The organism is Tabrizicola flagellatus (assembly GCF_046295235.1).
Classification (GTDB): Bacteria; Pseudomonadota; Alphaproteobacteria; order Rhodobacterales; family Rhodobacteraceae; genus Tabrizicola; species Tabrizicola flagellata_A.
On sequence record NZ_JBKBLV010000053.1, the window covers coordinates 1 to 17741 of the forward strand.

17 protein-coding genes and 4 pseudogenes are annotated in these 17741 nt (G+C 67.4%); 10 read left to right on the forward strand and 11 right to left on the reverse strand.

What is annotated here, in order from left to right:
* From ACK4IU_RS17015 to ACK4IU_RS17035, 5 genes and pseudogenes are all read left to right on the forward strand, one after another.
* Positions 1 to 666, forward strand: a pseudogene (locus ACK4IU_RS17015) (IS5 family transposase); the annotation flags it as partial.
* A gap of 105 nt (positions 667 to 771) precedes the next feature.
* Positions 772 to 1065, forward strand: coding sequence for a hypothetical protein (locus ACK4IU_RS17020; protein ID WP_409737505.1), 294 nt, complete (start codon positions 772 to 774; stop codon positions 1063 to 1065).
* A 376-nt stretch (positions 1066 to 1441) separates the two neighbouring features.
* A complete protein-coding gene (locus ACK4IU_RS17025) occupies positions 1442 to 1711 on the forward strand; it encodes a hypothetical protein (RefSeq protein WP_238382587.1) in 270 nt (89 codons plus the stop codon).
* Entirely contained in the window at positions 1708 to 2034 is a 327-nt protein-coding gene (locus ACK4IU_RS17030) for a type II toxin-antitoxin system RelE/ParE family toxin (protein WP_409737509.1), read from the forward strand. The genes ACK4IU_RS17025 and ACK4IU_RS17030 overlap by 4 nt, the downstream gene beginning before the upstream one ends.
* Positions 2035 to 2038: 4 nt before the next feature.
* The gene (locus tag ACK4IU_RS17035; RefSeq protein ID WP_409737512.1) at positions 2039 to 2731 is read left to right on the forward strand and encodes a UPF0149 family protein; all 693 of its coding nucleotides are present in this window, start codon (positions 2039 to 2041) and stop codon (positions 2729 to 2731) included.
* Between the two features lie 10 nt (positions 2732 to 2741).
* On the opposite strand, the pseudogene ACK4IU_RS17040 reads toward ACK4IU_RS17035, so the two are convergent.
* Positions 2742 to 4665, reverse strand: a pseudogene (locus ACK4IU_RS17040) (DUF2793 domain-containing protein).
* 11 nt (positions 4666 to 4676) lie between these two features.
* Positions 4677 to 7187 (reverse strand): annotated as a pseudogene (locus tag ACK4IU_RS17045) (glycoside hydrolase/phage tail family protein); the annotation flags it as partial.
* Between the two features lie 63 nt (positions 7188 to 7250).
* On the opposite strand from ACK4IU_RS17045, the pseudogene ACK4IU_RS17050 reads away from it, so the two are divergent.
* Positions 7251 to 8133 (forward strand): annotated as a pseudogene (locus tag ACK4IU_RS17050) (IS5 family transposase).
* 20 nt (positions 8134 to 8153) lie between these two features.
* Here the strand turns inward: ACK4IU_RS17050 and ACK4IU_RS17055 are convergent.
* From ACK4IU_RS17055 to ACK4IU_RS17075, 5 genes are read right to left on the reverse strand one after another with little or no spacing between them, the layout of a single operon-like run.
* Positions 8154 to 8801, reverse strand: coding sequence for a DUF6441 family protein (locus ACK4IU_RS17055; RefSeq protein ID WP_409737514.1), 648 nt, complete (start codon positions 8799 to 8801; stop codon positions 8154 to 8156).
* Positions 8798 to 9112: a hypothetical protein gene (locus tag ACK4IU_RS17060; protein WP_113900856.1), complete on the reverse strand. Its 315-nt coding sequence runs from the start codon at positions 9110 to 9112 to the stop codon at positions 8798 to 8800. Before ACK4IU_RS17060 ends, ACK4IU_RS17055 begins: the two co-directional genes overlap by 4 nt.
* A gap of 12 nt (positions 9113 to 9124) precedes the next feature.
* Positions 9125 to 9913 carry a major capsid protein gene (locus ACK4IU_RS17065; RefSeq protein WP_409737517.1) on the reverse strand — a complete coding sequence of 263 codons (789 nt, stop codon included), beginning with the start codon at positions 9911 to 9913 and terminating at the stop codon, positions 9125 to 9127.
* Between the two features lie 47 nt (positions 9914 to 9960).
* Positions 9961 to 10341: a head decoration protein gene (locus ACK4IU_RS17070; protein ID WP_409737520.1), complete on the reverse strand. Its 381-nt coding sequence runs from the start codon at positions 10339 to 10341 to the stop codon at positions 9961 to 9963.
* A 41-nt stretch (positions 10342 to 10382) separates the two neighbouring features.
* On the reverse strand, positions 10383 to 11681 hold the full coding sequence (locus tag ACK4IU_RS17075) for a S49 family peptidase (RefSeq protein ID WP_409737547.1): 1299 nt from the start codon (positions 11679 to 11681) through the stop codon (positions 10383 to 10385).
* An 87-nt stretch (positions 11682 to 11768) separates the two neighbouring features.
* Between ACK4IU_RS17075 and ACK4IU_RS17080 the strand changes: the two genes are divergently transcribed.
* Together ACK4IU_RS17080 and ACK4IU_RS17085 are read left to right on the forward strand one after the other, a co-directional pair.
* Positions 11769 to 12017 carry an AbrB/MazE/SpoVT family DNA-binding domain-containing protein gene (locus ACK4IU_RS17080; protein ID WP_409737523.1) on the forward strand — a complete coding sequence of 83 codons (249 nt, stop codon included), beginning with the start codon at positions 11769 to 11771 and terminating at the stop codon, positions 12015 to 12017.
* Positions 12014 to 12412 carry a PIN domain-containing protein gene (locus ACK4IU_RS17085; protein ID WP_409737526.1) on the forward strand — a complete coding sequence of 133 codons (399 nt, stop codon included), beginning with the start codon at positions 12014 to 12016 and terminating at the stop codon, positions 12410 to 12412. The genes ACK4IU_RS17080 and ACK4IU_RS17085 overlap by 4 nt, the downstream gene beginning before the upstream one ends.
* 14 nt (positions 12413 to 12426) lie before the next feature.
* Here the strand turns inward: ACK4IU_RS17085 and ACK4IU_RS17090 are convergent, their stop codons facing one another.
* From ACK4IU_RS17090 to ACK4IU_RS17105, 4 genes are read right to left on the reverse strand one after another with little or no spacing between them, the layout of a single operon-like run.
* Positions 12427 to 13941 carry a phage portal protein gene (locus ACK4IU_RS17090; RefSeq protein ID WP_409737529.1) on the reverse strand — a complete coding sequence of 505 codons (1515 nt, stop codon included), beginning with the start codon at positions 13939 to 13941 and terminating at the stop codon, positions 12427 to 12429.
* A 2-nt stretch (positions 13942 to 13943) separates the two neighbouring features.
* On the reverse strand, positions 13944 to 14156 hold the full coding sequence (locus tag ACK4IU_RS17095) for a phage head-tail joining protein (protein ID WP_409737532.1): 213 nt from the start codon (positions 14154 to 14156) through the stop codon (positions 13944 to 13946).
* Positions 14156 to 16204, reverse strand: a complete 2049-nt coding sequence (locus ACK4IU_RS17100; protein WP_409737535.1) for a phage terminase large subunit family protein — start codon at positions 16202 to 16204, stop codon at positions 14156 to 14158. The genes ACK4IU_RS17095 and ACK4IU_RS17100 overlap by 1 nt, the downstream gene beginning before the upstream one ends.
* The gene (locus ACK4IU_RS17105) at positions 16152 to 16688 is read right to left on the reverse strand and encodes a hypothetical protein (RefSeq protein WP_409737538.1); all 537 of its coding nucleotides are present in this window, start codon (positions 16686 to 16688) and stop codon (positions 16152 to 16154) included. Before ACK4IU_RS17105 ends, ACK4IU_RS17100 begins: the two co-directional genes overlap by 53 nt.
* Before the next feature lie 116 nt (positions 16689 to 16804).
* Here ACK4IU_RS17105 and ACK4IU_RS17110 point away from each other — a divergent pair, with 116 nt between their 5' ends.
* Entirely contained in the window at positions 16805 to 17032 is a 228-nt protein-coding gene (locus ACK4IU_RS17110; protein WP_409737541.1) for a hypothetical protein, read from the forward strand.
* Between the two features lie 136 nt (positions 17033 to 17168).
* Positions 17169 to 17657, forward strand: a complete 489-nt coding sequence (locus ACK4IU_RS17115) for a DUF3489 domain-containing protein (RefSeq protein WP_409737544.1) — start codon at positions 17169 to 17171, stop codon at positions 17655 to 17657.
* The last annotated feature ends 84 nt before the right edge of the window (positions 17658 to 17741 follow it).

A 17741-nucleotide genomic window follows, 5' to 3' on the forward strand; every position in this document is an offset into this window, starting at 1 on the left:
GGTGCGACGCGCCGAAGGACCATGGCCCGCCGAAGACCCTCTGCAATCGTTGGAAGCGGTGGGGGTGAGCGGCTGCGCGCCATTGGTTCCAGCGCAGCCGCGAACGGGGGTCTTCGCCCGGATGATGGAGGGGCTGGCCTCCGAAGGCGGCGAGGAGAAGGTCGTCATGATCGACGCGACCGACCTCGAGGCGCACCGCACGGCGTCGAGCCTGCGGGCGAAAAAGGGGGGCCCGACGATCAACGCGGGCGTCTGATCGGGCGGACCAAGGGCGGGCTGAACACCAAGCTGCATGCTGTCACGGACGCCAAGGGACGGCCCCTGAAGTTCTTCATGACGGCGGGCCAAGTCAGCGACTACACCGGCGCCGCCGCCCTGCTGGGCAGCCTGCCCGGCGCCGAATGGCTGATTGCCGACCGGGGCTGCGATGCCGACTGGTTCAGGGAAGCGTTGAAGGACAAGGGGATAAAGCCCTGCATCCCAGGCCGGAAGTCGCTGGGCAAGGCCGTCCGCACCGACAAGCGCCGCTACAAACGGCGCAACCGGATCGAGATCATGTTCGGGCGCCTCAAGGACTGGCGCAGCGTCGCAACGCGCTGGGACAGATGCCCGAAGGTCTTCCTCTCCGCCGTCGCTCTCGCCGCAACCGTCATGTTCTGGCTATGACACCAGAACGAGTCCTGACCCAAGGGTGACAGGCGGCGATACCTTGATCGCCATGCCCGGACGCAAGACCATCAAGCGGTGACGTTGCACAAATCGGCAGGCGCGATGACCGAAGGCAAATGGACCGTCTACGTCGATGACAACTTCCATTACATGGATGAAGAGGAGCGGTATTGCCTCGGCAACTTCGACAGCCTCGATGCGGCCGTGGCCGCTTGCCGGAAGATCGTGGATGACTTCCTGCAGGACAATCCCGCCAAGACGGCCGACGAACTCTATGACCAGTTCACCTCATTTGGCAAAGACCCGTGGATCAAGGGTCCATCCCCCGCGCCTGACACCCCGCCGTTTTCGGCGTGGGACTTCGCCCGGAAGCGCTGCAATGAACTGCGACCGTAGGCCCTGGTCCGGGCAGGGACCGGATTCCCGATTTATCCCAACGGTTTGCGGCTTCTCCGTGCGACACGACGCCGACGTTCGGCGTCCGAGATCTTCCTAACCTGCGGAAATCACGAAGGTATTCCGAACTCGGGGGTAGCCCTCATAACCTGAAGGCCGCAGGTTCAAATCCTGCCCCCGCAACCAAAAAACTACGCGCTATCAAAGACTTCAAAGCCGAGCATAACGCTCGGCTTTCGTAGTTCCAAATTCTTGTCAACACCTGGTCAACGTTTGCCGAGCCCCCCATCGACGGGCCCCGCGCGTCCCTCGCTCCCGCCGTTGAAACCGTCGCCGCCTTCCAGTATATGACTCAGCCATACCCTCGGAGGCGCGGATGACTGTAAAGACTACCCTCAGCTTCACCGACCGCCATCACCGGTTCCTTTCGGAGAAGGTGGGGCAGGGCGTGTTCGCGACGCAGAGTGCCGCCGTCGCAGCCGCGCTGGAACAGATGATGCAGGACGAGGAGGAGCGCGGGATCGCCCTGTCGGCGCTCGCGCAGGAAATCCGTGCGCGCATGGAAACACCGCGCGAGGCGTTCATCGAGCAGGACGACGCCTTCGCGGCCGCCCGGGCCACCATTGGCGCTGCGCGTGGAGCGTGACCTGGCGCATCCGCTTCCATCCGCGCGTCGCGCGTGACCTCGCCTCCATCGTGCAGTGGATCCTCGACTATGCCGGGCCGGATGTCGCCGCGCGGAAACTGGCCGAGATCGAGGCGACCATCGCCACACTGAAGGATACGCCGCACAAGGGCAGCCTCCGCGATGACATCGCCCCCGGCCTGCGTGCGATTCCGGCCGGGCGGAAAGCCGTCATCGCCTTCGTGGTGGATGACGCCGCCGCCGAAGTCTTGATCTATGCGGTCACCTATGGCGGCGCGGACTGGGCACAGCGCAGCATGCGGCGCCGGAAGGAAAGGAGATAGTGCCATGGGTCATGGCCAGAGACAATTGGCGCAGCTTTCCGAACGCCTGCTCGCCCTGCCGCCCGAAAACGACGGCATGCTGCTGAGCGAGTTCGACGGCTTCGTCGCGGGCATCCTCGTGTGCTCCGAGATGATTCTGCCCAGTGAATGGCTGCCGCTGGTCTGGGGTGACGACATCGCCCCGCATTTTGCCGACATGGATCAGGCGACCGCGACGCTGGAGGCCGTGATGGCGCATTACAACCGCGTGGCGCGCGGTCTGGCGAAAACCCCGACCGAATATGAAGCCGTCTATGACAAGGATCCTTTGACCGGCGATCTGATGTGGGAGCCCTGGATCACCGGCTTTGAGCGCGCGATGCAGTTGCGCCCGGAAGCCTGGGAGGCAAGCGTCGAGAGCAGCGACGAGGAGATCGCGTCCAGCATTCCCCTGCTTCTGGCCCTGCACGACATTGCCGCAGGCGGGTCCGAACTGGGCGCGGACGCCATCCGGGAACTGGATGCGATGGCCCCGGACATGATCCCCGATCTGGTCGCGAACCTGAATGCCTGGGGGAAGGCTCAAGGCAGGGTGCCGGGACAGGCCCATCTGCCCGGGGCGCCTGTTCCGCGTGCAAAGGTCGGCCGCAACGATCCCTGTCCATGCGGCTCGGGGCGCAAGTTCAAGAAGTGCTGCGGCGCCGAAGCGATCCATTGATCCCCTCGCTTCAGAAATCCGTCTCGAGGTAGAGCCCGGCGCAGTCGTAAGCGACGGCGGCGGCCGTCGCGCCGGTGTTCATGAAGAGCCGGGGCGACAGGAACTGCGTTGCGGCGGGCAGGTCGGCGGTGATCTCCTGCTCGAAGATCGCGCCGGAGACCTCATCGACGACACGCACCCAGACGGACGATCCATTCGGCGGGGCGGCGATGAACAGGGTCAGCACGCCGCCAGTGGCGATGGTGAAACTCGTCCCCATGTCGGTCAGGGTCGGCGCTCCGGTGCCGTCATTCGCGACCAATTGCCAGCGGGTGTGGGCACCACGCTGGAAGCCGATGCCGATGCAGTTCACGACGGCCGAGAGGGGCAGCGTGGTGGCGAGCGCGGCGGTGGAACCGTAGAGGCCGAAGAACGCCATCCCGGTCGCCAGCAGGGTCGTCACCGAAATCCGCGTGACGAAGCTCCACCCGCCGAGGCCCGCCGCGTTGCCGCGCCAGCAGGCCCAGCCTGCGGAGCGCTGGTCGGCGACCGAGTCCGCCACGGCCGCCGAGGTCAGACGCCAGCGGCGCATCGAGGCTGCAAGGTTCGTGGCGGCCAGCGTCGGGTGCGAGACCGTGCCGACCGAAGTGATGGGCAGACCTTCGGAGGTGATCGTCGTGCCGGTCGAGGGCGACCAGTTGGCGATGCGGTTCACCCCGAAGTGCGGCTGCAAAGGAAAATCCCGTCCCGAAGGGCGCATGACGTCGATCCACGGCGCGCCCGCCCGGTTGCGGGAATACACGGCCGCCTTGCCGGTGGGCGGTGGGGTCGGTGCGGCGGCAAGACCCGGCAGGATTGCTGGCTGTGGCAGTTCCACCTGACCGCTGGTGCGGTCGATGCGGATCGCGTCGTAGAAGGCTGATCCGTCCGGGCTGACCTTGAAGCTGAAATCGTCGTTGCCGAGGAGGCCGATCAGCGCCCGGGCGGAGAAGCCGGTCTTGAACGCGAAGGCCGCGTCGTTCGCCGGGGTCGCCTTGTTCACGGTCGCCTCTATCCCGGCGCCCGCGTTGTTCAGCAGCACGGCCGGTGTGTTCACCGACAGCCGGTTGTAGCTGTCCGCCGTGGCCCCGCCGAGGCCCAAGAGCTGTGCTGTCAGGTTGGCCTGGGGCATGCCGACCTGCGTGACGGCATTGGCGAAGGTGACGGTCGGCGTGTTGATGACGGTCGTGCCGCCCGAACCACCCGTGGCCGAGCCGATGTTGATGACCGTTGTCGACCCGGACGCGCCGCCGGTGCCGAGGTTCACGGTCTTGGTCACGCCCGTGGTCGTGGCGCCGGTGCCCATCCCGTAGGTGGCGGTCGTCGTCGCCGTGCCGATCAAGGCGCTGGCGGCCGATATGGTGACCGTGCCCGAGGCGGTCAACGTGCCGGAGAAGGTCTTGTTGCCGGTGAAGGTCTGGGTGCCCGCAAGGATCGCCAGTTCCGACGAGGTGTTCGGCAGGGTGAAGCTGCGCGTCGTCCCGGCGCTGGTCCCCGCCAGCGAGAAAGTCGCCTTCTTGGTCGGATCGGCATCGTTCGCCAGGCTGAAGACCGCGTCCGAGACGTCGCGCGGCTCGCCCACGACCTCCCAGGCGATGCCGGTCCAGACGAGGAACAGGCCTTCGGCAGCGACCCAGACCAGCCAACCGGTGCGCGGGACGAGGCGGATCCACGCGCCATCGATCCAGAAGGCGATGTTCAGGTCCCAACCCGCCCAGAGGCCGGTTGCGCCGGAAGCCACCAGATGGCGGTTACCTTCGGCCGGGCTGGCCGGGGGGCGCGGTACGTGTGCGGTCCAAGACCGAAAGCTGCACCATGGCATCGAGCAGGCGCAGCGCCTCGTTATGCGTGACATGCTTCTGCGCTTGGGCGGCCAGAAGATAGGGCAGGCCGAGATGGGTCGTGGTGTCGGACATCGGAAATCCCGTCAGAACTGGAGGGTCACGGTCGCGGGCGTGCCGCGGCCGAGGCGGTTCGAGAGCTGGAAGATGCGGATCGCCAGCGCCTGACCTGGCCCGAGTGGCGCGCCCCAATCGGCGGTCTGCTGGGCAGCGGTGTAGAGGGCGGACGTGGTGGTGCTGGTCATCGTGCGCTTGACGACAGCCCCGTCGAGGAGCTGGACGTCGTAGCTCTCGAAGTCCTCGCCCAGCGGGACCTCGACCTGCTCCCAGGCATCCGCGACCAGTGCACGGGACCGGCGCGTCCAGCGGATGGTGAGATCGCCCGGGCTGCGCGCCGTCCGCTATGGCTGTTCGACATGCACCGGCGCGAAGGGTACGAGGCCGCGCCCGTTCGGGGTAAAGCCCAGCGCGGCATAGCTTGCGTCGCTGACGGCGCGGGCGGCCGGGCCGACGCGCCAGCTCCACGGCAAGCCAAGGTCTGCCTCGGCGATGGGCAGCGAGGCCAGTGTCGTGTCCAGCACAACGACCCGCGCCCCGGCCGGAGCGGGGTTGCCCATCGCGTGCACCGTCCCGCGCTGGCCGCGCAAGAGCCGGGTCAGTCGGTAGCGGCCAGCGGCGATCAGTTCGGCTTGCCCAGCCTGGACGATCTCCCAGACCCCGGCTGCCGTCTCGACCGCCAGCGCATTGGCCCCGCCAAACAACGCGACGTCGGTCACGCTTTCCAGCGTTCCGGCTACAAGATCAACCACGAGCGCGTTGCCGAGGTCGAAGCGCGAGGTCGGCCCCGGAAAGAAGTCGAAGGCGAGCGTGCCGATCCGCGCCCGACTGCTAAAGGTCGTCAAGAGGTTGAACCCGTCCGTCGAGGCGCTGCGGAACACCGCGATCTCGCCCGGCCAGGGGCTGGCATGGGCGGCGATCAGGGGGCGATGTGCGGGCTGGTCCTCGCTGATCTGCGGCAGGTCCAGCATCACCACTTCCGGCGTGCCGAAGATGACGGGGCTGGAAATGCTCGCGGGCCGGGGATCCCCCGGCGGCAGGTCATAGGCGGCACGGTCCTGACGCACCGCTTCGATGCCGCGCGCCTCGGCGTCGGCGACGGAGACCAGGCGGAATTCCACCTCCCGGCCGTCATGGGAGAGCCGGATCACGTCCGCCGGATCGAGGGCGAGCCGCGAGGGCGGAAGCCGGAAGGTCGCGCTTTCCCGTCCGATCCAGGCCTCCATCAGCGCACGGCGGCAGCGGCGCTCGGCCTCCTCGGGCGGGATCGCCATCGGGAAAGACTCGGAGGCGATGCGCGTCGTGTCGACGGTGATGCGGCGGGCTTCGACGAGGACCGCGTCATAATCCTCATCCGCCCGCGCGACCTGCCATTTCAGCGCCTGGGGCAGTTCGGTCTCCTGGCCGCGGGTCAGTTCGAAGGCCTCGCCCTCGCGGCTGGCAATCAGATCGTCGATGGCCAGTGTCGCGACCGAGGCACGGCCGCGCATGACGAAGCGGATCATGCCTTCGGTCTCGATTGCATCGAACCCGAAATGTCGGGCCAGCGTGGAAATCGATGCGCGCGGGCTTTCCAGCGCGCCGATCACATAGCCCTCGACCGCGCCCCAGAGGCCGGAGACGTCGATCAACGCCTCGTCGAGCCCGGCGTGCAGGCAGAGGTGGCGAACGAGGGCCGCCAGCGACACCGCGCCCAGCCGTCCGGTCAGCCAATGGCCCAGCCGCCAGTTCGGCCCATCGGTCCAGACATCGGTCAGTTCAGGAAAGAACGGATAGGGCCGCGCGTCCCAGGTCCAGGCAGCGCATTCAGGGACGTGGACCATCCTGCCGCCATAGACAGATGAGGTCGGGTTGTTCGTGCCCTGACCCCACCAGAGGTAACTGGCCTCGAGATAGGCGCGTTGGATCGCGTCATCGCGCCAGCCGCGGGAGAAGTACGGGGTGAAGCTCTCGGACGACTTCGGGTCGAAGAAGACGTTCGGCTGGTTCGTGCCTCGGTCGATGGCGGGGCACCCCAGTTCGGTGAACCAGATCGGCTTCGATTGCGGCACCCACGACGTGGGCGTACCGCTTTCCACCCCACCGGGCCGGTTGAAATGCGGGTTCGACCACCAGGCGCGCAGATCCTTGTAACGGAAGACCCACGGCTTGCCTGCGCTCCCGTCGGTGATGGGCGTCCTTATCTGGGCCGACCGGTCGGCCGCCGAGGCGTAGAACCAGTCGAAACCTTCTCCGCCCGCGATGTTCGCTTTCAGATAGCCCCGGTCATGAATCGCGGGCCAACCCTGCAGGGCATCGGCGTGATCGAAGCCATCCCGCCAGTCTGAAAGCGGCATGTAGTTGTCGATGCCGATGAAATCGATGTTAGCGTCCGACCACAGCGGGTCGAGGTGGAAATAGACGTCCCCGGTGCCGTCACCGGGCTGGTGACCGAAATACTCTGACCAGTCCGAGGCGTAACCCACCTTGGTGCCCGGCCCGAGGATGGTCTTCACATCGGCCGCCAGCGCCTTGAAGGCCGTGACGGCCGGATAGGCGCTAGGGTCAGGACCCATTGATTTTGTGGGCTCGGCCTGATTCAAGCTCCGAAAGGAGACTGGATCATGAGCAACCTTTTCTGGCTGACCGAGGCGCAGATGGCGCGGCTTCAGCCCTTCTTTCCCAAAAGCCACGGAAAGCCGCGGGTCGATGACCGGCGGGTGTTGAGCGGGATAATCTTCATCAATCGCAATGGCTTGCGGTGGTGTGATGCGCCCAAGGAATATGGCCCGCCGAAGACCCTCTACAACCGCTGGAAGCGGTGGAGGTGAGCGGCTGCGCGCCACTGGTTCCAGCGCAGCCGCGAACGGGGGTCTTTGCCCGGATCATGGATGGGCTGGCTGCCGAGGCCGCTGTGCCGAAGACGGTGATGATCGACGTGAGGGGGCATGCGCCATTGGTTCGAGCGTGCCCCCGCAAGTATCTCAAGGCGCACCGCACGGCGACCAGCCTGCGGTCGAAAAAGGGGGGCCAGGCGACCAGAGGGGCCGTCTGATCGGTCGGACGAAGGGCGGCATGAACACCAAGCTGCACGCCGTCACCGACGCTGATGGTCGCCCGATCCGGTTCTTCATGACGGCAGGCCAAGCAAGTGATTACACCGGCGCGGCGGCGCTGTTGAGCAGCTTGCCAAAGGCAGAATGGCTGTTGGCTGACCGGGGCTATGACGCTGACTGGTTCAGAGATGCGTTGAAAGACAAGGGGATAAAGCCCGTTCAGGGCTGATTTGATCCACTGGATCAAATCTTGTAGCCCTTCACCCCAGGCAGGAAGTCGCGCGGCAAACCCATCAAGCACGACAAGCGACGCTACAAACGGCGCAACCGGATCGAGATCATGTTCGGTCGGCTGAAGGACTGGCGCAGGGTTGCCACCCGCTATGACCGGTGCCCAAAGGTCTTCCTCTCAGCCGTCGCACTCGCCGCAACCGTCATGTTCTGGCTATGAATGGAGAACGAGTCCTGACCCTAGCGTGCGTTGCCTTCCACCCACCCCGCCACGATCCGCCCCGGCACGCCGTCGATTGCCCGTTCGGCATCCCGCGCGAGGTCCAGCCGCTTGCGCAGTTTGACCTGCGGCACGAGGAGGAAGATCGGCACGGTGGTCAGCCCGGGACCGGTCTTCGCGCGGGATGCTACCGCGCGTCCCTTGCTGTTCAGTCGCACCTCGGCCACCAGCAGGCTCGGCCCGCGACGGCGATAGATGAACCTCAGCCGCAGGCCTGTGCGGCGTTCCCATTCGCCGGGGGTGGTCGAGGTACTGCCTCGACGCAAGCCGCTGGTGGACTTGCCTGCGGCCGGGGTGGGGATCGCCAGCCAGAACCCGTTGCGCGACCGGATCAGTGGCCCGGTGTCATGCGCACCGACGATCACCGGGGCGTTGGACCAGACCAGCGCGGCGGCGTTCAGGCTTTCGCCGCCCTTGGGATAGGTGGCCAGCCGGATCGAGTTGCCAAGCCGGGTGCCCAGCCCCGCGCCGGTGATCTGGCCGCGCCAGGCGGATTTGAGGCCCGCGCCCGCCTCGCGCATGGCCGTGGTGACGGCCTTTTCACCGGCAGCGATTTCCGCCTGCATCAGGGCGGCAAGGTCGGGGCTGATTTCCAGCTTCAGCTTCATGCTGGCCTCAGATCGAGCGTCCAGATCAACCGTTCCCTGTCGCGCAGCGGTTCCCCCTGGATCACATGACTGTCCGCGCCGATGACGATCACGTCGCCCGGCCGTGGGGCGGGCAGGTCGGCGACGCGCACATCCACCACCGTCGTGTCGCTGACGAACCGCCCCGCGCCGAAGTCGGTGACGCGGTCGGGGGCACGGCGGATGATGCGGATCGGGCGTTCCTCGGATGTCGTGGCCGAGATCCAGAGGGCCGGGGCCGCCATGGAGGCATGGGTAAAGATGCGGTCCATGGCGGCGGCAAAGACGGACACGGGTTGCGTCCGTCAGTTCGACGTGTGCAGGCGGATCGCCAGCCGGGGCCGCTTGTTGACCGGCAGGATTGACGTCTCCGTCATCACGTCGATCCAGCGGCCCTTTTCGTCGAGGTGCTGGCGGGCGTAGAACTTGTAGGCCTCTTCCGTCTTCGGATGCGCGATCAGCTTGTCGAAGAATTCCCGGCTGACGAGGGCGTGCACGCTGGTCATCGCCTCGCCCAACAGGTTGTCCTCGATGGCGCGCAGCACCTCGCGGACCTTGCCCTGCACGTTGGTGCCCGCGGTGCCCAGCACGAAGTCGACGGAGATTTGCGCGAGGCCGAATTCGGTGAAGTAGTTGTAGAGGGTGGTGCCCGCCCCGTCCTTCACGACGCCGCGGAGCGCGTTCATCCCCATGTATTCGCGGGTCTGGGCATGCTTGCGCCGCATCAGCAGGAGCTTGCGGTTCATCACCTCGACGAGGGGATCGGCCGCATCGAAGGCGCCCAGCGCGGGGGCGCCCTGGATATCGGCGGGCAGGATCACGTCGTCATGCGGGATCCACGGCAGGGCGAAGGACCGCATCGAGCGGCCTTCCCGGGTGCCGACGGTGGCGGGGCCGCCGAGGGGGACAGAGGGCAGGAGGCTGAGGACGCCCTCGTATTGCTCGATGATGACCGAGCGCTGGCTGACCCCTTCGAAGCGGAAGAGGCCGATCTGGGCGAGGCGGGTGTAGAGGTTGGGCAGGATATTGATAGCCTGCGTCATCTCGGCCAGCGAGTAACCGCCAGCGTCAAAGGGATTGCGGACGAGGGTCATGGGATGCTCCGGGGGATGAAGGAAGGGGCGACGGCGGATGGGCAGCGTCAGACGCCGTCGCGGGCGATGATGCCTGCGGCGGCCAGCTGGCCGATCTTGGTGGTGATCTTCGCCGCGTCATCGACGGTGGCGTCGTAGGCGAGGCCTGCGCGCGAGACGATGGCCGGGCCGCGGGCGACGACGATTCCGGTGGCATCGGCCAGCGTGGCATCGACGGCATAGAGCAGCACGGCCGAGGCGGTCTGCGCGCCATCGGTGCCGCCGCTGGTGGCCAGCTTGTACTTGCCGCTGGCGGTGATGCGGCCGAGGACGGCGCCGACGGGATAGGGCATGCCCGCGAGCAGCGTCACGACCTCGCGGGTGTAGTTCGGGTTGACCTCATATTTGAGGACATCGCTCATGCTGGGCGGTTCCGTCAGGACGGGCATGATTAAGTCTCCAGGATGGTGGGGGATGGGATGCGCCGGGTTCAGCGCGAGGCGGCGGCCGACTTCTTCGCAGCCGCGACGATGGGGCTTTCCTTCGCCCCGGGTGCCGGGGCGGTGGCGATGATGCCCGCGGCATCGCTGCGGGCGGCGAGGTCGGCCAGGACCTTGGCGCGCAGCGCCTCGGGCTTCACGCCCTTCGCGACGGCATCCGCGGCATCGATCTGGACCCCGAGGCGCGCGGCCTGCGCGCAGACCTGCGCGACCTCGGCCGCCTCGGCGCGGATCGCCTCGGGCGACATCGCGGCTGCCGTGGTTTGCGGCGGCGCGCTTGCCGTGGGCGCGGCTGGTTCCGGCGGGTTGTTGGCAGCAGGCTGCGCATGGTCTTCGGGGGCGGTGGTCATCATCGGGCTTTTTCCTCTGGGGGTGGATGTGCCGCGGGGTGCGGCGGCGAAAGCGCGGAAGGCGGTGACGGGATCGGCCACTTCATCGGCAAGACCTGCAAAGACGGCCGCCTCGCCGCGGAACACGGCGGCCTCGGTGCCCAGCGCCTGGCGTGTGTCGAGGCGCCGCCCGCGCCCTTCGGCGACGGTCTCGGCAAAGAGCTGACGCAGATCCTCAAGCTCGCCCGCGATCCGGTCGCGGACAGCTTCGGGAAGCGGCTGGTAAGGGTTCGCATCGACCTTGCGCGCGCCTGCATGGATCAGCGTCACGGCGATTCCCTTCTGGTCGAGCGCCCCGCTCATGTCGCTGTGCATGGCCACGACACCGATGCTGCCTACAGAGCCGGTCCGGGGCAGGACGATCCGGTCGGCCTGGGAGGCAAGCGCATAGGCGGCCGACAGGGCGTGGTCGGCGACGAAGGCCTGCACGGGTTTGATCTGTCGCGCTGCGCGGATGCGGTCGGCGAGGTCAAAGGCCCCGGCGACCTCGCCACCGAAGCTGTCGATATCGAGCGCAATGCCGCGGATCGCAGGATCGGCAAGCGCCGCCTGCAGCTGGGCGGCGATCCCCTCGTAGGAGGTCAGGCCGGAGGATTGTCCGATCCACGCGCCGCGATGCACCAGCGTGCCTGCGATTTCGATGACCGCGATCCCGTCGACGACGGCGAAGGGCTGGCCGCCGTTCCGAGCCTGGCGGCAGGTCAGGTCGTCGCCAAAGAGCGACGCCCGGGCTGGCAGAGTGGCCGCATCCCGATCTTCGGCCGCGATCTCCGGCCCTTCGAAAGTGATCTCCCGACCGGTGATCCGCGGGCCAAGCCCCGTCAGGAAGACCAGCGCCTTGGCAGGATCGACCATCAGGGGCGTGTTGAACACGCGCTGGGCGATCTGGGTGTGGTGCAGGGGCATGCCAGTGCGATCCGGGTTCATTGCGTCGAAGGTCTGCTTCGGCTAAGGTAAGGCGCTCATGCGAAACGTAAGGAATCTGCCATGCGGGAATCGACCGTCACCTCCAAGGGTCAGACGACGCTGCCACGCGACGTGCGGGCGGCGCTGGGTCTCAACCCCGGCGACCGGGTGCGCTACGTGATCCTCGATGGTGAGGTTCGGCTCCTGAAGGCGCGGCCGGTGAGCGACCTTGCCGGGCTCTTGCGGCGGCCGGGCGCGAAGCCGGTCACCCTCGACGCGATGGATGAGGCGATTGCCGCGGGTGCGGCGGACGAGGGCCGCGACGCGTGATTGCCATCGACACCAATGTCCTTGTCCGGTTCCTGACGCAGGACGACCCGGAGCAGGGCGCCATCGCCCGTCGCTTCCTTGCCGGGCTGACCGTCGATCACCCGGGATTCGTCGCCCGCGAGGTGCTTGTCGAACTCGTCTGGGTGCTGGAGCGGGCCTATGGCTGCAGCCGGGCCGAGATCGCGTCTGCGCTGGAGGGGGTGCTGGCTGCGGCCGAACTGGAGGTCGAGGCCAGCGACGATGTCGGCACGGTGCTGCAAGCCTACCGCGATCAGGGCTTCGGGTTCGCCGATCTGATGATTGCCGCCGCTGGCCGACAGGTCGGGGCGGAGAGCCTGGTGACCTTCGACCGCAAGGCGGCCAGGCTCCCAGGCGTGGAGCTTCTCGAGGGTTGATCGAGGAGGAGCGGTCATTCTCTCCCCTTCGCGGGCCGAGGATCCCGGTCCTCGCCTTTGTCTTCCTGATCGTCGCTATCCTGCCGATCCTGCCGCCGGTCCTCGGCATCATCCGGCCCCACACCGCCACCCGCCGCCTGTGCGGGTGACCCCGGCCGCCGGAAGTCGAGACCCAGCTCGGCCTCGCGTTTCCGTTCGGCGGCGATTTCCCGGTCGACCTGTTCGGCGTCGTATCCCCGCTCGGCGATGGCCTGCGTGCGGGATTTCAGGCCCGCCTCGATCTGCAGAATCTCAGCCGAGGCATCCTTGGCCGGGTCGATCCAGTCCCACTTTGTCGGAAGCCAGTCGCAGGCGAGGTATTCCCGCCGGTCGGTGGCATAGCCCGGCAGCTCAATGGCCCCGGCCAGAACGGCCATGTCCATCCAGCGCGTCCAGACCGCGCGGCAAAGCTGGTAGACCATCACCGAATGCTGGAAGGCCGAGATGCGGCGGCGGAAGTCGACGAGCGCGATGCGGGTGTTCGAGAAGTTGCCCTTTGCGGTGTCGCCGGTCAGATAGCCATAGGGCACTCCCAGCGCCGCGCCGATCTGCAGGAGCGTGCGGTACTGGAACGGCTCGTAGGTGCTGCCCGAATCCGGGGTAGATGGCGTGGTGACATCCTCGCCCGGGTCCAACCTCACCACCTGGCCGGGCTCGACCTCGAGGTCGTCCTCGGCCGGATCGAGGGCGGTTTCCGGGGCGGGGGAGGTGATGAACATGGCGAACATCGCCGCCGTCTTCTTCCGCTCCAGCTCCGCATCGTCGTAGAGGTCGAGCGTGAAGAGCTTCACCACCGCCGCGGCAAAGCGCGACACGCCCCGCAGCTGGCCCGCCTCGACGGGGTCGAGGATGTGGATGACCTCCGAGGCCGGAACCCGGACGGTTTCGCCTGCGAGGCCAGGATCGGTCATGTCGCCCGGGTGGCGGCGCAGGAAGTGATAGGCCACGCGCCGTCCAATCCCGTCGAACTCAATGCCCTGCCGGATCGATCCCGCCCCGGGCAGGATGCGCGTCATGTCCGGGGGCAGCATCTCCGAGGGGAGCATCTGCAGCTGCATCGGCACCGTCAGCCCATCCTCAGGCCGCCGTGTGCGGATGCGCAGGAAGACCTCGCCTGCCAGAAACACCTCGCGCGCCGCCCGGCGCTGCAGGCCGAAGAAGTCGGTCAGCCCCTCGGCATCAGCCTCGTCGGTCCAGGCAAGCCAGAGCTTCTGCAATTCCTCCTTCTTTGCGGCATCGGCGATCTTCGAGGACGGCTTGATGCCGTCGCCGACGACATGGTTCGCGAAGGCATCGACGGCATTCGCGGCATAACCGTTGTTGCGCACGAGCCAGCGCGCCCGGGCGGTGATGGTCTCGCCCGAGGCCGCGATCAGCGTGTTCACATGCGCCCGGGTGGCGCGGAACCCGCGCATGCGGCGGTGGGACTGCGCCGCGTCGAACCCACCGATGATGGATCCAAGCCGCGCGCGGAAGGCATCGAACACCATGGTCACAAGCCCTTGGTTGCCACGGTGCCCCAGCGGCGGCGACGTGGGGTGGCCGAGGCGGTGGCAACGCGGGCTTCCAGATCGCGAATGGCCGCAGCCAGTTCGGCGTCGGAGCCATAGGTCACGGTCTTGCCGTCATAGCTGACGCTGCGCAGCCCCGCGAAGCGGGCTTCCTGCAATGCCGTGAGCAGGGCCTGCATGCGTTCCAGGTCCATCAATCCCTCATGAAGTTCGGGGTGTAGGCCCGCCGTTTCCGGCGCGGCGTGGTCAGGGTTCCGGCCTTGGGCTGGGCTGGGTCGTTTGTGGTTTCGGCCGCCACGGCCGCGGGCATGCGCGTTTCCACACCCGCTTGCGCTTCCAGCCGCCGCCAGGTGGCCTCATCCCACCGGTCGGCACCAATGATCCATGCCGCAGCGCGGGCATAGACCCGGCAGTCCAGCGCCTCGTTCCGTTCGCGCATTTTCTGCCATTCCTGATGGGCATAGCCGCGCTTGTTGCGGATCGTGACCAGCTGTTCCGCCACCAGCTGCTTCAGCCATTCGGTGTCGGCCCAGCCGGGCAGGTGGATCGTGCCGCGAGCGTCGAGCACTCCGGTGGCGCGGTCTTCGTCCGAGGGGCGTTCGATCCGCAGGAAGCGGTAGGTCTCCGCCTTGAACGTTGCCGTGGCCACCGACCAGAGCCGCGCGCCGCGCCGCAGGCGTTTGCCGCCGATGGTGGCGTCGACGAAGGTTGGGCCAGACACAGGTGCCGCCCGGTTGAACCCTTCGAGGCCTTTCAGTGGCGCGACCTGCTCGAAGCCGACCTTGCGCGACCACGCATAGACGGCTGCGGCCTCGTAGCCGGTGTCGATGCCAAGCCGCGCCACGGGCATGTGCGCGCCGTTGGCATGCTGCCAGCTCTTCCCCAACAGCGCTGTCAGCTTGTCCCAGGCCGCCGGATCGTCAGGCCCGCCCGGGATGACGATGTGATCGACGAGCCAGGACTCGAGGCCTCGGCCCCAGGCCCAGATATCGACCTCGATCCGGTCCCTCTGGACGTCAGCGCCCGCGGTCAGGAACAGCCCCGCCATGGGCACGGTGCCCGACTTCCACGCCTCCCGCCGATCCGCCAGCCGTTGCCATTCCGGCGCGTCGCCCGACTCGACCCAAGTCTCGCCCAGCAGCGTGTTGCGCGCCGCGCGCAGTGTCTCGTCCGACCCTTGGGCCGCCAGCCATTCCCGCGCGACGTCGGACCAGCTTTTCCAGCCCAAGGGCGAATAGAGCGCCGAGAGGTGAAAGCCGATGGCCTTCGGATCCTTGGAAACCGCTGTTGCCCGCCATTCCCCTTTGGCCAGCATCTCGGTCTTGTGGTGCTCGGCGATGGGGCGTTCGCACCCCTCGCAGTGATAGGCGGCGGTTTCGGGCTTCCCCTTCGCCCAGTGCAGCCGGTCGAACTGCAACCATTGCATCGCCCCGCAATGCGGGCAGGGCACGAAGTAGCGCCGCTGATCCGATGCCTCGAATTCCCGCTCTATCCGGCTCAGCCCCCGGATCGTCGGGGTCGAGACCATGAACACCTTGCGCCGGTGCGAGAAGGTGGTCGTCCGCGCCTCGGCCAGCGTGACCGGGTCGCCTTCCTCGTCGGCCGAGGCCGGATAGGCATCGACCTCGTCGAGGAAGACATACCGCGCGGGCATCGACCGCAGGCCGGTCGCCGAGTTGGCCCCGGTCAGGACCAGGATGCCGCCGGGGAATTCCTTAGACAGCATCGAATTTCCGGCATCGCGCGACCGGGCCGGGTTCACCCGTTCGCGCAGCGCCGGGCTGTCCGCGATCAACGGGTCCAAGCGGCCCCGCGAGGTGCGCTTCGCCAGTTCCAGGCTCGGCAGCACCGCCAGCATCGGCCCTGGCGCGTGATGGATGACAAAGCCGATCCAGTTGTTGCCTGCTTCCGTCGCGCCGACCTGCGCGGCCTTCATGAAGGTGATGCGCTGGGCCGGATGACCGGGCGACAGCGCATCCATGATCTCGCGCAGATAGGGCGCGCGGGCGGTGCGATAGCGCCCCGGCTCCGCCGCCCCGCGCGACGACAGCCAGCGATGTTGATCCGCCCATTCCGACACCGTCAGATTCGGGTCGGGGCGCAGCCCCTGCCGCCAGACCCGGAGCAGGTCTTCGGCGCCGTCGAAGCCGAGGTCGAGACCCTCGGTCAGGTCGTTGTCGTCATCCTCATCATGCAAGCGAGACCCGGAGGTCGGCGAGCGCGTCGAGCTGTTCGCGGACATGGGCTTCCAGCACCCTCTGCATGATCGCGGTCTCGATCGTCACCGATGCCCCGGATTGCCGTTCCACCTCCGCCATGATCTGCGCCGCCATCAACGCGGCCACCCGTCCGGGCCAGGTCACCCAGACATCGCGTTCCTGCCGCGCCAGGCGGAACACCAGCGTTTCCGCCCGCGCGCGGTCGACCAGCGTGCCCTTCTTCTTCTGCACGGCCAGCTGGCGTTCCTGCGCCGCGTAGACCGTGAGCGCTGTGCGGGCCTTGATGTAGGACGTCGTCTCGCCTGGGCTGCTGGACAGCCCGTCACCGCCCAAGGACCGGCGCTGCTGGTCCGGGTCCGTCATCTCCGCCCGCCGCACATCCGAGGCCGAGGCGTTGATCGACCCGTCGTCGAAAACCACCAGCCGCCCGTTCTTCCGCGCCTTCTGCACCCCGCCGCGGGAGAGCCCCGAATGGGCTGCGTACTCACGTTCGCTCATGCCTTTCATGGCGCAGATAGTCCGATCAAGCTTATGATATCGCTTGGGTTTCAGTTGATTAGAGGGCGCGACAGAGCGAGTCTGATCGCAAGGAGACGATGCAACTCACCGAAGGACGCCCTTCCATGACCACCCGCCGCGCCGCCCAGAACGACAAGGCCCTCGACGCCTTCATCGCCGCCAAGGCCGAGATCGACACCATGCTGGATCGCCTTAAGGCCCTGAGCGACGACCATTTCGAGACCCACCCCGACGAAATCAACTGGGGCCATGTCGGGACGCTGAAGTACTACGCGGGTCTGCTGCGCCAGATCGCCGACAGCGCCTTCAAGGAAGGCCAACACGCCGCCTGACGCGCCCACCCCGCGCGACGGCCGCCCCGTCCGATGCGGGGGTGAGCCCGGACCGTGGCCCCAGTGGGGCCGCGTAAGCCGGGCGAACGCCCGTAGAAGGCGCGCACTGCGCGCGCCCAAGCGCCCGGAGGCCCCGATGACCACCCCGTCCGACACCCAGTCCCTGATCCTGTCCCGCGCCGCGACCCGGCCCGGCAACCTCGCCCTGCCGCTGCCCGAGGGGCTGGTCGGCGCTGCCGCCAAGATGGTGGTCGGCAAGATGATCGCCCGCGGCTGGCTCGAGGAGGTCGAGGCCTCCTCAAGCCGCGGCGAGCCGATGTGGCGCAAGACGGGCGACGGCCACGGCACCACGCTGATCGCCACCGAGGCCGGGCTGGAGGCCATCGGGATCGAGCCGGTGGTGGCCAGCGCCGTTGCCAGCGCGCGGAAGGCGAGGCCAAAGCCGGAATTGACGCAGACGCCAGACGAAACCGACACCGCGAAACCCGTCGCGATCCGCGCTGGCACCAAGCAGGCGCAGATCATCGCCATGCTCCAGCGCCCTGAGGGCGCGACCGTCGCCGAGATAGTCGAGGCCACCGGATGGCTGGGTAATCCTCCCCGTTTTAACGGGGCGCGACCGTAGAACTTACGCGGCCATTTTCAGCTTCATGGCGGGTGTGACGCCGCCGATGCCCATGTTGGGGCGTTCGTTGTTATAGGTCCACAG